The organism is Indiicoccus explosivorum, assembly GCF_002167005.1.
Taxonomy (GTDB): Bacteria; Bacillota; Bacilli; order Bacillales_A; family Planococcaceae; genus Indiicoccus; species Indiicoccus explosivorum.
On sequence record NZ_NHTN01000022.1, the window covers coordinates 17,392 to 31,094 of the forward strand.

Consider the following 13,703-nt stretch of genomic DNA (forward strand, 5'->3'; position numbering starts at 1 on the left):
CTTCCTTTGATGTAGTCTTAAAAAGTCCTGAAACGGAACAAGGACCCGCTAGAAGAGCCCTTGTCCCGCCATGCCGTTCAATTACACAACCTGTATTTTTCCGGCAGGGCCGTCTGTCACTTCGCCGATGACTGATGAAGTGACGCCTTTCTCCTTGAGCCGGTCCTGCAGCTTATCCGCTTCTTCCGCCGGAATGGTGATGAGCAGTCCGCCGGACGTAACGGCATCACACAGGATGAGCTGTTCCGTCTCGCTGATTGCGGCATCGAATTCGACGTCGTCCGCGAGCCATTTCCGATTCTTTTTTGTGCCACCGGGGAAGACGCCCTGTGCAGCGAGTTCTTTCGCTTTTTCGATCACCGGCACATCCGACTGGCGGATAGTGATGCCGGTGCCGCTGCCTTTCGCGATCTCCAGTGCGTGGCCGAGAAGTCCGAAACCGGTCACGTCCGTGCAGGCATTGACATTGAACGATTCCATCGCTTCTGCGGCGTATTTGTTCAGTTGCGCCATCACTTCCATGACTTCTTTTGTGCTGTCCTCGTCCAGCTTGCCGTTTTTGATGGCCGTCGTCAGGATCCCGACGCCGATCGGTTTGGTGAGGATCAGCTTATCGCCCGGTTTGGCCGCTGCATTCGAGCGGATCCGGTCGGGGTGGATCGTGCCGGTGACGGACAGGCCGAACTTCGGTTCCTGATCATCGATGGAATGGCCGCCGACGAGTGTTGCGCCGGACTCCTTCACTTTATCCGAAGCGCCTGCGAGAATTTCCGCGAGGATGCTGGAATCGAGTGTGTTGATCGGGAATGCGACGATATTCATGACCGTGACCGGTTTTCCGCCCATGGCATACACGTCGCTCAGCGCATTCGCTGCACCGATCTGGCCGAACATATACGGGTCGTCGACGATCGGTGTGAAAAAATCGAGCGTCTGGACGAGGGCGGTATCGTCACTGATCCGGTAAACGCCGGCATCATCCGCTGTTTCCAGCCCGACCAACAAATTCGGGTCTTCAGTGTTTTTAGGTAAATGACGCAGAACCTGCGCCAGGTCCTCAGGACCGATTTTGCATCCTCAGCCGCCTTTTGACGACAGGGAAGTAAGCCTGATGTTCTGTGCATTCGTCATGATGATCCCCCTTGCTTGTTTGAATAGTGGCTCAGCGGCCCGGTCCCAGTGCGCGGCGATACATCGACATGATCGCTTCCGCTTCATCGCGGGGATCGTGGTGTCGGGCAATAAAGGACTTGGCAGCACCGCCCAATTGCTGTCTCAATTTGTAATTATTCAGCAACCGTCCGGCATAATCAAGGAATTGACTCGGGTTTTTATAAATGAACCCGGTTTTCCCATGTCCGACGATACTTCGGTTGCCCTGATTATCCGACACGATGACCGGAACACCGAGCGCCATCGCCTCCAGGATGGCCGCCGGCTGCCCTTCAGAAATCGATGTGTTCAGCAGGACATCCGCTTCCCGGTAAAGAGAACCCATTTCCTCATGGGGCAGCTGGCCGAAATACCGGATCCAGCTTTCGTTGTCGGCGATCAGCTGCCGGACGGCTTCCCCTTCGTCCGCTTCCAGCACCGGCCCGGCAAGCCACAGGCGGACTTCCGGGTGCCGGTCGTGGAGTTCACGCAGCATGCGGATGGCGGTGGGCACATTTTTCACTTTCCGGATGCCGGCGGGGAGGAAGAAAAGAAATGTGCCGGTTTCTTTTTCCGGCTGATCAGCGCCGGTTTCCGGAAACGCTGTTGCTCCCTGGCCGATCACCGTCACTTTGGGCTCAAGAGCAGGCAATTCACCTAAAAGGATGTCGCGCGCCTCTTCATTGAAGACGTGCACGCCTGCCGCTTCTTCCAGGCAGCCGATGACTGTGTCGCGTTTCGCCGGGTCAAACAGATCGTGGTTCAGGTCCGTTCCGGTCATTGTCACCACGAAAGGATCCGGCCGGTCTGCCTGGCGCTTTAGAAACTGTGCGAACTTGAAGGCGTGGAAGCCATGCACGATGTCCGCGCCGGGCGGCAGGGCCGCTTCTTCTGTCGATGAGATGATCGCCGTCTCCGCGCCGAGCTCTCGGATGCCCGCCGCAATCCGCCGGACGGTCACTGTATTGCCCCGCATCTGGTCTGCGTTGGGAGAGGCAAGAACGACTTTCAATTAGGCACCTCCTTGCAGTATGAAGCATCAGCTGCTTCCTGATTTTATTATCCGTAATTCAAGAGAATTTGTCACACCATCCGGCTGACGAAAAACGACCGGCCAGTGAAGCGGCCAGTCGCTCGGAAATTTATGTATTGGCGGGACTGTGTGGGAATCGAACCCACCGGAGACGGCACGCGCCTCCCTCAGGGTTTTGAAGACCCAGGGGGACACCAGTCACCCATCCAACCCCATGCACTTATCAATTAAACCTGTTTCATTCTATCCTGAAATAACCGGAACTGCAAGGCACGAGTTTCGGGACAGGACGCCGCGCTTGAATCGGCTGTGACGGAGGGCTAAAGTAAATATATCTTAATCTAATGAAAGCGTGTGGGGAAAATGGCGGACACTTATTATACGATCGGCATGGCCGGTCACATCGATCACGGCAAGACGGCACTGACAAAAGCGCTGACGCAAGTGGATACGGACCGGCTGAAAGAAGAAAGGGAGCGGGGCATCTCCATCGAAGCGGGATACGCGCCTCTTGAGACAGCGGACGGGACCCATGTATCGATCATCGACGTCCCGGGTCATGAACGCTTCATCCGTCAGATGATTGCAGGGGTGGCGGGGATCGATCTCGTCGTCCTCGTCGTGGCGGCTGACGAGGGTGTCATGCCCCAGACGGAAGAACATTTGGACATTCTGCAGTTCCTCGGCGTGAGCCGGTGCATTATGGCGGTCACAAAAATCGATCGGGTCGATGATGAAATGCTCGAATTGGTCACGGAAGATATACAGGACCGGCTGGCAGGGACGATTTTCGACGGAGCTCCGTACGTCTTCACCGATAGCATTTCCGGCGAAGGAGTGGAAGATCTCCGGCAAGAGATTTTCCGCCAGCTGAAAGATGTGAAGTTCCGGGACAGTTTCGGATCGTTCCGGCTGCCGATCGATCAAGTCTTTTCTGTGCAGGGCCAGGGGACCGTCGTGAGGGGGACGGTGTATGAAGGAGCGGTCGCAAAAGGCAGCCAGCTGACAGTCCTGCCGTCGGGCGTGCCTGTCAAGGCGCGGCAGATCCAAGTTCACCACCAGGAACAGCCGGATGCACGGGCAGGCCAGCGCGCCGCGATCAACTTGGGGGGGGCGGACAGAGAAACGGTCCGCCGCGGCGATGTCCTCGTGGCTTCGGATCATTTCCTCGTGACCGACACCATCGATGTTTCCCTCAAGACGATCCGTGAACCGTTTACGCCCCTGAAGCAGCGGGCGCCGGTGAAGGTCCATGTCGGCACTTCTGAAGTGATGGGTAAAATCGTGCTGTTCGACCGCAATGAGCTGGAGCAGGGCGAGGAGGAAGTGCTCTGTCAGATCCGGCTCGATGAACCGGTCGTCGTGAGGCGGGGCGACCGGTTCGTCCTCAGGCGGCCGACTCCTGTCGAGACGCTGGCCGGCGGCTGGGTGATCGAACCGAACGGTGGGAAATACCGGTTCGGTGAAGAAACCATCCGGCTGCTCGCCGGGAAACGGGAAGGGACACCGGAAGATCTCATCCGCGCAGCCCTTGATAAACAGCCGGTCCTGTCGCTGAAAGAACTGATCCAGCAGACGTCACTTTCCGAACCGGCAGCTGCAAAAGCCGCAGAAGAAGGACTTGGCGCCGGCTGGCTGACCGCGCCATCTTCGGGGAAGTTCGTGCTCACCCGCACATTGAAAGAAGCAGCCGGAGCCATCGAGGAAATGGCGGCAGAAACCCACACCCGATCGCCGATGCGTCCGGGTGTTCCGAAAGCGGAACTTCTCCAGACCGTATCATCACGCTTTCCGAAGCCGGTGACAGAAGCTGCGCTGAATGAACTGATGGGACAGGGGAAGGTCCGGCAGAACGGGCAGTACGTGGCACTTGCCGATTTCGAGCCGCATATGCCCGAGAAATGGAAAACCCGGATGGGGCATGTCCTCTCCCGGCTGGAGCGGGACGGAATCGAAGTCGGGAAGTGGTCCGATTATGCGGACGAAGAAGGGCTGCCGGAACAGCTGGCCGCGGAGTTCGCCGGTTTCCTGACAGAAACCGGCCAGGCGTTCCGGCTGACGCCGGAACTCATCGTTCACCGTTCAGCCTACGAACAGGCGCTGTCCGACTTGCAGGCCGGAACGGAAGAGACATTTGCACTGAAGGAAGCGAAGGATGCGCTCGGCCTGTCGAGAAAATACTTGATCCCGTTCCTTGAGCTTCTGGACCAGCAGAAAGTGACGATCCGCCAAGGCGAAGAGCGAAAATGGGCAAGCGGCCGGAAAGGATGACGAGGATGGGGTACCGGATACAGATCAAGTTTTGCATGATGTGAAACTATGCACCAAAAGCCGCAAGTTTTGCGGAACAGCTGTTTGAAAAATACCGGACGGACATCGTTTCATTGGAACTCGTGCCGGGAGGCGGCGGTGTGTTCGAAGTGACCGTCGACGGAACGAAAGTATATTCAAAAAAAGAGACGGGACAGTTCCCGACAGTGGACGAAGTGGCCGGGCGGATCGACCGGCGCTGAAAACGCTGCCGCCTGTCCCGGCAAAGGGGGCAGGCAGACAGATGAAGGAACACATGCGGCAGCTGCCGCCAGTGCACGAACTGCAGAAAGACGCGCGGTTTTCGGAGCTGCAAAAGAAGAGCGGCATGACGGCGGAGCGGCTGACGGATTTTATTCGTCGGGAACTCGACGGGCTGCGCCGGGAGCTGCTGAACGGGGAAGAAGTGGAAAAGACGGGAGCGGACGGGCTGGCGGGGCTTGTGTTCGACCGGGCGGAAAAGCGTGCTTCCGTCTGGGCGAAAGACCGGCTCGCCCGTGTCATCAACGGGACCGGCACCGTGCTTCATACGAACCTGGGCCGTTCTCGGCTGAGTGAACGGGCGGTCCGGCGGATGGCGGAAGCGGCCGGCTCCTATACGAACCTGGAATACCGAATTGCGGAAGGCGAACGCGGTTCGAGACATGACATCATTGAAGAACTGCTGAAGGAAGCGACAGGGGCGGAAGCCGCGATGGCGGTCAACAACAATGCGGCGGCCGTCTTTCTCGTGCTGAGCGCTCTGGGAAGAGACCGCGAAGTCATCGTTTCCCGCGGTGAACTTGTGGAAATCGGCGGCTCGTTCCGCGTATCATCGATTATGGAAGAGAGCGGTGCGCGTCTCGTCGAAGTCGGCACCACGAACAAGACGCATTTAGGCGACTACCGCCAGGCGATCCGGGATGAGACCGCCATGCTGATGAAAGTCCATACGAGCAATTTCAAAATCGTCGGTTTCACCGAATCGGTCGGTACAGAACAGCTGGCCGGGCTGAGCCGGGAACACGGGCAGCTGATTTTTTACGAGGACTTGGGCAGCGGCGCGCTGTTCGATTTCAAAAAACTGGGCATCGGAGAGGAACCGGTCGTGCGGGATGTCCTCCGTGCCGGCGCGGATCTCGTATCGTTCAGCGGCGATAAGCTGCTCGGCGGACCGCAGGCCGGGATCATCGCGGGCAAAAAGGAACTGATCGGCCGGCTGAAGCGCCATCAGCTCGCCCGTGTCCTCCGGCTGGATAAAATGACGCTGGCAGGACTGGAAGAGACGCTGAAGACCTACATAGACGGCGGGGAAGAAGTGAAGTCGCTGCCGACCGTGCGGGACATTACAAGACCGGTCGAAGGCATCCGCCAGCAGGCAGAGGAATTCGTCCGTCTGCTGGCTGCCGCGAATCCTTCGCTCACGGCTTCTATTTTAGAAACAGTTTCCCAAGTCGGCGGCGGGACGATGCCGGATGTGGAAATTCCGACGGTTGCCACGGCGGTCAGTCATCCCGGACTGACTGCAGGTGAATTGGCGGCGCGCCTTCGAAACGGGACACCCGCTATCGTGACGCGCATCGCCGACGGGAAAGTGATCGTGGATTTCAGGACAATCGGTCAGCAGGAAATGGATGAGCTGATCCACGGGTTTTCCTTGATCGGCTAAGTATAAGAAAGGGCGTGGAAGTTCATGGAAAAAACGATTTCAGCGGAGGACCGCTACGTACGGAAACTGATCCGGGTGCTCGATACGGAAATGGCTTACGTTGATACAGGGGAAGGGGATCCGATCGTCTTTCTGCACGGCAATCCGACTTCTTCCTATCTTTGGCGGAATGTCATTCCTGAAGTGGAGAACCACGGGCGATGCCTGGCGCCGGATCTTGTGGGGATGGGGGAGTCCGGCAAGGCGCCGGACGGGTCATATCGGTTTTTTGACCATGCCCGCTATTTGGATGCCTGGTTTGATGCACTGGAGCTGGACAATGTCCTGCTGGTCATCCACGATTGGGGATCCGGACTCGGCTTTCACTGGGCGAACCGCCACCGCGAGCGCGTGCGGGGTATCTGCTATATGGAAGCCTTCGTGCGCCCGGTAACCTGGGAAGAATGGCCGGCCGCCGCCACAAAGATTTTTAGGCTGATGCGGTCACCGGCGGGTGAAGAATTCGTTCTCAAAAAAAACGGATTCGTCGAGCGGATCCTGCCTTCGAGTGTGATCCGCAAGCTATCGGAACAAGAGATGGCGGTTTACCGGAAACCGTTTCCGGAGCCTGAAGACCGGAAGCCGACCCTCGTATGGCCGCGGGAAATCCCATTCGATGGAAAACCGGAAGACGTCCAGAAAGCGGCAGAAGCATATGCCGCCTGGCTGTCGGAAAGTGACGTGCCGAAACTGTTCATCAATGCAGAACCCGGGACCATCCTGACGGGGCCGCAGCGCGAGTTCTGCAGAAATTGGCCGAACCAGCGGGAAGTGACGGTGAAAGGTCTTCATTTCCTGCAGGAAGATTCTCCGGAAGAAATCGGTCGGGCTGTGGCCGATTTCGCAGCGGATCTCAAGTGAGCGGGGCGGAAAAAATGACTCAGAGATGGGAAAAGGCGGCTGCCGCACTGCAGAACACCGTAGTCACACCGATGCCGAACAATGAGCCTGTAGTGATTTCGGAAATTCCGGAAGGCATCCGCTGCATCGGCATCGGGACCGATGCAGCAGTGTTCCAGTCTGTACATGCACCCGAAATCGCCTTGAAGGTCTATGCGGAAGAAAAGAAAGATAAAGCGCAGACGGAAAAAGAGGTCTATGACCGTCTTGGTTCTTCCGGCTATTTCCCGAAGTGCTACGGGACGGAAGGACGGATTCTCGCGCTGAGTATGGAAAGCGGCATTACTTTGTTCGACTGCCTGCTTCAAGGTGTGCACGTTCCACGCCAAGCCATCCAGGACGTGGAAGATGCCCGGAACTACGTCCGATCCAAAGGGCTGAATCCCCGGGACATCCATTTAAAGAACATTCTGCTGCAGGAAGGGCGGGCGAAAATCCTGGATGTCTCGGAATACGTCCTTCCCGGAAATGATTACCGCTGGGAACATTTGAAGCGGGCATACGATGAATACTATCCGCTGCTAGACGGGCGGCCGATGCCGTTCTGGCTCTTGGAGACGATCCGCAAGTGGTACAACCAATGGAACCGATATCATAATTCCTTTGAAGAGTTCATGAAACACGTATACCGGCACACGGCCTTCAGAAAATGAAGGCTAGGGAAGTTTAATAAGTAATTAATTACATAAGGGAAATAAAAAATAAAAAACCGACACACAAGAAAGAAAACCTGCATGCCGGCCAAAAATCATTTCAGTAAACGCTGGACAGTCTCTTTCACTTCTTCTGCAGTTCCAAGATTCAAGATCGCATCCATTTGCTTGGCCATTTCCTCCTGTGAAAGGTTTCTCAGGAGCGACCGGATTTTCAGGATGGAAGAAGCGTTCATTGAAAATTCATCCAGTCCGAGACCGAGAAGGATAGGAACCGCCACTTCATCACCGGCCATTTCACCGCACATGCCGGCCCATTTGCCTTCTTTGTGTGCGGCATCGATGACAGTTTTAACAAGCCGGAGGACAGCCGGATTATAAGGCTGGTACAAGTAGGAGACGCGTTCGTTCATCCGGTCGGCTGCAAGTGTATACTGGATCAGGTCGTTTGTGCCGATCGAAAAGAAGTCCACTTCTTTGGCGAATGTATCCGCCATGACAGCGGTGGAAGGGATCTCGACCATGATGCCCACTTCGATATCGTCCTTCACCTCAATGCCTGAGGCGGTGAGCCGTTCCCGTTCTTCTTCAAGAATCGCTTTCGCTTTGCGGAACTCCCCGAGTGTGGCGATCATCGGGAACATGATTTTCAGATTCCCGTGCACACTTGCGCGGAGCAGCGCCCGCAGCTGGGTGCGGAACAGTTCCTCCCGTTCAAAAGAGAGACGGATCGCCCGGACGCCGAGAAACGGATTCAGCTCTGCCGGCATATCGAGGTAGGACAGTTCTTTATCACCGCCGATGTCCAGTGTCCGCACAACAGTCGGCTTATCTTTCATCCCTTTCAGGACAGCGCTGTACGCTTCCAGCTGTTCTTCTTCCGTCGGGAACGAATCCCGGCCCATGTACAGGAATTCCGTCCGGTACAGTCCGATGCCTTCGCCGCCATTGGCGATGACGCCTTGGACATCAGTCGGATTCCCGATATTGGCAGCAAGTTCCACATGCCTGCCGTCCGCTGTCACGGTCGCCTCATCGACCAGCTTTGACCATTCTGTTTTTTGCTGAAGGTGTTCCTGCTGCTTCGCTTCATAACGGGCAATTTCACTTTCTTCCGGGTTGACGAGCACTTCCCCGGCCAGCCCGTCCACAATGACCGTATCCCCGTTCCGAACCGTGGCCATAGCCGACTTGGCTCCAGTAACGGCTGGAATCTCAAGCGTCCGGGCAAGAATGGCGGAATGCGACGTCCGCCCGCCGACATCGGTGATGAACCCTTTGACGAATTCGGGATTCAGCTGGACTGTATCGGAAGGAGTCAGATCTTTCGCCACTACGATCATTTCCTGCGAAATAAGGCTTAGGTTCGGATTTTCAGCGCCGAGCAGGCGGGACAGCACCCGTTTGGCCACATCGCGGATGTCCGCCGCACGTTCTTTCATGTACGCATCATCCATCGATTCAAACATCGACACAAACATCGACGACGTTTCCTCCAGCGCGAATTCCGCATTCACTTCAGCTGTCCGGATTGTTTCCTTGATCGGTCCGATCAGTTCCGGATCATTCAGCACAAGGAGGTGAGCTTCGAAAATCGCCGCCTGCTCATGCCCGATCGTCTCGGCCGTTCTTGAGCGGATGGCCTCAAGTTCGGATTTTGCCTGTTCAAGCGCCTGTTCAAAGCGCGTTGTCTCCGCTTCCGGATCGGCGACCGTGCGTTTCTCCACTGTCAGATCGGGGGTTTCGAGACGGTACGCCTTGGCAATGGCGATTCCGTCGGAAGCCGCAATTCCGGTCAGGAAGGAAGTCATTCGTGCCCGATCCCTTCGGATTTCACGATTTCATCAAGTTTGTCCATCGCCTGCTGTTCGTCAGCGCCGTCCGCAGAAATGGTAACGGTTTCACCCGATTTGATGCCAAGGGACATCACTCCGAGGATCGACTTCAAATTCACCTTTTTCTCTTTGTACTGCAAAAAGATGTCTGAACTGAACCCGCTGGCTGTCTTGACGAGCGTTGAAGCCGGTCGGGCATGGAGCCCTTCTTCTCCTGCGACTGTATACTGTTTTTCAACCATGTCGATCCCTCCGTAAAGTATTATTTCGTGCCATTCGCCATCCGGATGTGCCGCCGGACTGGGCTTCCGTTGATTATAGGAGCATTGCCGAATAGGATGCAATCAAACTGGTTATTTGACAGTTTTTGATTGCTTATGAATGATTATGATTGATTTAGAACGGAATATCAAGTAGAGTGTTCAGTAAGAACTACCGACTTAGGCAGGTGACTGTATGTTAACGCAAAAACGTCACGACTTGATCATGCAATTGCTGGAAGAGAAACAAGCGGTAAAGATCCAGGAAATCGCCGAGCTGACAAACGCTTCTGAATCGACGATCCGCCGGGATCTGACAGAACTGGAAGCTCAGCAGCTGCTCGAGCGCGTCCACGGAGGTGCGACGCTCGCCAATCAGCGGCGTGAAGAACCGAGCATTATGGATAAATCCGCCAAAAACCTTCACGAAAAACGGATGCTTGCGGCATTAGCCGTTTCCCTGATCGAAGAAGGAGACAGCATTTACCTTGATGCCGGGACAACCACGCTGGAGATGATTCCGCTGCTCAAAGGCAGGGATGTCGCTGTCGTAACAAACGGAGTCAGCCACATGCAGCAATTGATGGAAGCGGGGATTACGGTCTATGTGACAGGAGGCCTCATCAAATCCAGGACGGGCGCCATAGTCGGCGCCCGCGCGCTGGAGGCATTAGGGAGGTACCAGTTCGACAAATGCTTTCTCGGTGTCAACGGCATCCATGAAAAAGCGGGTTATACGACCCCTGACCCGGAAGAAGCGGCGATGAAACAGCTGGCTTCCCGGCAGTCAAGTGAGACCTTCATCGTTTCGGATTCTTCCAAGTACGGAAAGACAGCTTTCGCCAAAATCGCGGATCTGCAGGATGCCGTTCTCGTCACAGATCAATTGCCGCTTCATGTGGCGGCTTCCCTCAAACAATTTACGTCAGTGAAGGAGGCAGACCATTGATTTACACATGCACGTTCTCGCCATCCATCGACTACACAACGTATCTGCCTTCTTTTAAGACCGGCAGGCTGAACCGGGCGCAGGAAGTCCAGTTAGAGCCCGGCGGAAAAGGAATCAACGTTTCACGCGTGCTGGCACGGCTCGGATCGGACAGCACCGCGCTCGGTTTGGTCGGAGGATTCACAGGCGCTTTCATTAAGGATTTCCTGGAGGCTGAGGGAATCCGGACCGGCTTCGTCCAAACAGACGGCACGACCCGGATCAACGTAAAAATCAAAGCATCTGTCGAAACTGAACTGAATGGCCCGTCACCCGACGTCACTGAACAGCAAATGAAAGCGCTTCAAGAAAAAGTTGCAAATCTTGCGGCTGAAGACTGGTTCGTCCTTGCCGGAAGCCTGCCCGGTTCCGTGCCCGACAGCTTCTATGAGGAACTGGCGGCATATTGCCAGGAGCGGAGAGCGCATTTTGTGCTCGATACTTCAGGTCCGCTGCTGTTGCGGCTGGTCCGGCAGCAGCCGTTCCTCATCAAACCGAATGCGGAAGAATTGGGCGACCTGTTCAGTACGGAGATCCGGACCGCCGGACAGGCAGCCGCCCATGCACAGGAACTGGTGGAACAAGGCGCCCGCCATGTCATCGTCTCCATGGGAGGAGAAGGCGCGGTGCTCGCTTCGGAAGATGGCGCTTTTTTTGCAGAAGCGCCCCAAGGTACTGTGATCAACACAGTAGGAGCCGGTGATTCGCTCGTCGCCGGATTCATTTCCGCTTATGCGGACGGTGCGGACCCGGTGGAAGCCTTCCGGACCGGCGTGGCAAGCGGAAGTGCCACTGCATTCCGGCCGGACCTGTGCGAAAGAACCGATGTGGAAGCGCTTTTGACACAAATCCGCGTCACCCCATTTGAAGAACAGGATGTGAAAAAATGAGAATCACGAATTTATTGACCGAAGAGACCATCGTCCTCGACCTCAAGTCCCGTGAGAAAACGGAAGTGCTCGCCGAATTGGCGGATCAGCTGGACCGGGCCGGAAAACTGGCGGATAAGTCCGCCTTCACAGAAGCGATTTTAGCGCGGGAAGAACAAAGCACGACCGGCATCGGCGACGGCATCGCGATTCCGCATGCAAAGACAGCCGCCGTCAAAGAACCGGCGATCGCTTTCGGCCGCTCGATCGAAGGCGTGGATTATGATTCCCTGGACGGCCAGCCCGCGCAGCTGTTTTTTATGATTGCTGCCAGTGAAGGCGCGGCGGACGATCATTTGGAAGCGCTGTCCCGCCTTGCCACGTTCCTGATGGACGAAAAATTCCGCGTCCGCATCCTGGAGGCGGAAACAAAAGAAGAAGTGCTCCGCGCGGTGTCGGATAAAGAAGATGCCGAATTCGGGGATGAAGAAGAAATCATTCCGGAAATCGATCACAGCACGGCTGATATGCCGGATGATGCGGCGAAGGATGTCCGGCTGCTTGCGGTGACAGCCTGTCCGACAGGCATCGCCCATACGTACATGGCGGCAGAGAAACTGAATGAACGCGCCCGGGCACGCGGTCTGAACATTAAAGTGGAGACGAACGGCTCGAGCGGCGTGAAGAACAGGCTGACCGATGCGGAAATCGAAGCGGCGGATGCCATCATCGTCGCAGCCGACACGAAAGTGGAGATGGCCCGATTCCATGGCAAGCCGGTCATCCAGACAAAAGTCGGTAAAGCGATCCACGACACCGATGCCCTGCTCGATCAGGCGATCGGCGAAGCGGTTCCGACATACCGGCATGACTCAGGCGGTCGCGGGGATACGGAAGAAGTGACCGAAGCATTCGGCGGATTTTATAAACACCTCATGAACGGGGTATCCAACATGCTGCCGTTCGTCGTCGGCGGCGGGATCCTCATCGCCCTGTCGTTTTTCTGGGGGATCGAAGCGACGGACCCGACGAGTGAAGAGTACAACCGCTTTGCGGCCATGCTCAGTGAAATCGGCGGCGCACAGGCCTTCTTCCTGATGGTCCCGGTGCTGGCCGGCTTCATCGCATCCAGCATCGCAGAACGTCCCGGCTTTGCACCTGGGGCTGTCGGCGGACTCATCGCCATCACGGTCACCGGTGTCGACGAAGTCAGCGGCGGTTCCGGATTCCTCGGCGGACTCATCGCCGGCTTCCTGGCGGGCTATGTGACGCTCGGTGTCAAAAAAGTCTTTTCTTATGTGCCGGACTGGCTCGAAGGGCTGAAACCCGTCCTGTTTTATCCGGTGTTCAGCATTGCCATCACCGGCATCATCATGATGCTCATCAACCCGCCGCTCACTCAACTTTACACCGGGGTCTCTGCATTTCTTGAAGGACTTGGCGGTACGAATCAAGTCATCGTCGGGCTGCTGCTCGGTGCGATGATGGCCATCGACATGGGCGGGCCGATCAATAAAGCGGCCTATACGTTCGGCATTGCGATGCTGAGCGCAGAGAACTTCACGTTCATCGCCGCCATCATGGCGGCCGGCATGGTGCCGCCGCTCGGTCTGGCGATCGCCACTACCTTGTTCAAGAACAAATTCACCCGGCAGGAGCGGGAAGCGGGCAAGACGGCGTATGTGCTCGGTGCCTGTTTCATCACCGAAAGCGCCATCCCATTCGCCGCAGCCGACCCGGCCCGTGTCATTCCGTCCATCGTGACAGGTGCGGCCCTTGCCGGCGGCCTGTCGATGCTCTTTGACATCGGACTCCGTGCACCGCACGGCGGAGTTTTCGTCATCGGGCTGGTGGAAGAAGGAAGCCTGCTCGGAATCCTTCTGTATATCCTGGCCATTCTCGCCGGTGCGATCGTCGCCGCACTCATGGTCGGACTCTTGAAAAAGAAAAATCCGGCCGCTGCCTGACAGTGCGGCGCACGCCCTCTTCTGAACAGAAGGGGGCGTTTTTTTCTGC

At 56.5% G+C, this 13,703-nt stretch carries 11 protein-coding genes, 1 tRNA gene and 1 pseudogene; 8 read left to right on the forward strand and 5 right to left on the reverse strand.

The features are described 5' to 3' along the window. Positions 1-81 precede the first annotated feature (81 nt). From selD to CCE92_RS15830, 3 genes are all read right to left on the reverse strand, one after another. Positions 82-1,131 (reverse strand): selenide, water dikinase SelD, encoded by a 1,050-nt coding sequence (gene selD, locus CCE92_RS07500; RefSeq protein WP_175578078.1) that lies wholly within the window; start codon positions 1,129-1,131, stop codon positions 82-84. Positions 1,132-1,162: 31 nt separating this feature from the next. After that, positions 1,163-2,164, reverse strand: coding sequence for a glycosyltransferase (locus CCE92_RS07505; protein WP_175578079.1), 1,002 nt, complete (start codon positions 2,162-2,164; stop codon positions 1,163-1,165). A gap of 138 nt (positions 2,165-2,302) precedes the next feature. Beyond that, positions 2,303-2,399, reverse strand: a tRNA-Sec gene (locus tag CCE92_RS15830). A 149-nt stretch (positions 2,400-2,548) separates the two neighbouring features. Here CCE92_RS15830 and selB point away from each other — a divergent pair. The 5 genes and pseudogenes from selB (at position 2,549) to CCE92_RS07530 (ending at position 7,735) form a co-directional block, all read left to right on the forward strand. After that, entirely contained in the window at positions 2,549-4,456 is a 1,908-nt protein-coding gene (gene selB / locus CCE92_RS07510) for a selenocysteine-specific translation elongation factor (RefSeq protein ID WP_088006904.1), read from the forward strand. 56 nt (positions 4,457-4,512) lie between these two features. After that, positions 4,513-4,698: pseudogene (locus CCE92_RS07515) on the forward strand (Rdx family protein); the annotation flags it as partial. A gap of 41 nt (positions 4,699-4,739) precedes the next feature. Then, entirely contained in the window at positions 4,740-6,143 is a 1,404-nt protein-coding gene (selA, locus tag CCE92_RS07520; RefSeq protein WP_088006906.1) for an L-seryl-tRNA(Sec) selenium transferase, read from the forward strand. A 24-nt stretch (positions 6,144-6,167) separates the two neighbouring features. Continuing rightward, positions 6,168-7,043, forward strand: a complete 876-nt coding sequence (locus tag CCE92_RS07525) for a haloalkane dehalogenase (RefSeq protein ID WP_088006907.1) — start codon at positions 6,168-6,170, stop codon at positions 7,041-7,043. Between the two features lie 14 nt (positions 7,044-7,057). Further along, the gene (locus CCE92_RS07530; RefSeq protein ID WP_088007012.1) at positions 7,058-7,735 is read left to right on the forward strand and encodes a serine/threonine protein kinase; all 678 of its coding nucleotides are present in this window, start codon (positions 7,058-7,060) and stop codon (positions 7,733-7,735) included. A gap of 95 nt (positions 7,736-7,830) precedes the next feature. Here the strand turns inward: CCE92_RS07530 and ptsP are convergent, their stop codons facing one another. Both ptsP and CCE92_RS07540 read right to left on the reverse strand, forming a co-directional pair. Next, positions 7,831-9,546 carry a phosphoenolpyruvate--protein phosphotransferase gene (ptsP, locus tag CCE92_RS07535; protein ID WP_088006908.1) on the reverse strand — a complete coding sequence of 572 codons (1,716 nt, stop codon included), beginning with the start codon at positions 9,544-9,546 and terminating at the stop codon, positions 7,831-7,833. Then, complete coding sequence (locus CCE92_RS07540) at positions 9,543-9,812, reverse strand: phosphocarrier protein HPr (protein WP_088006909.1); 270 nt, start codon at positions 9,810-9,812, stop codon at positions 9,543-9,545. Before CCE92_RS07540 ends, ptsP begins: the two co-directional genes overlap by 4 nt. 214 nt (positions 9,813-10,026) lie before the next feature. Between CCE92_RS07540 and CCE92_RS07545 the strand changes: the two genes are divergently transcribed. From CCE92_RS07545 to CCE92_RS07555, 3 genes are read left to right on the forward strand one after another with little or no spacing between them, the layout of a single operon-like run. Further along, on the forward strand, positions 10,027-10,779 hold the full coding sequence (locus CCE92_RS07545; protein WP_088006910.1) for a DeoR/GlpR family DNA-binding transcription regulator: 753 nt from the start codon (positions 10,027-10,029) through the stop codon (positions 10,777-10,779). Then, positions 10,776-11,708 carry a 1-phosphofructokinase gene (gene pfkB / locus CCE92_RS07550; protein ID WP_088006911.1) on the forward strand — a complete coding sequence of 311 codons (933 nt, stop codon included), beginning with the start codon at positions 10,776-10,778 and terminating at the stop codon, positions 11,706-11,708. The genes CCE92_RS07545 and pfkB overlap by 4 nt, the downstream gene beginning before the upstream one ends. Then, complete coding sequence (locus CCE92_RS07555) at positions 11,705-13,654, forward strand: PTS fructose transporter subunit IIABC (protein ID WP_088006912.1); 1,950 nt, start codon at positions 11,705-11,707, stop codon at positions 13,652-13,654. Before pfkB ends, CCE92_RS07555 begins: the two co-directional genes overlap by 4 nt. The last annotated feature ends 49 nt before the right edge of the window (positions 13,655-13,703 follow it).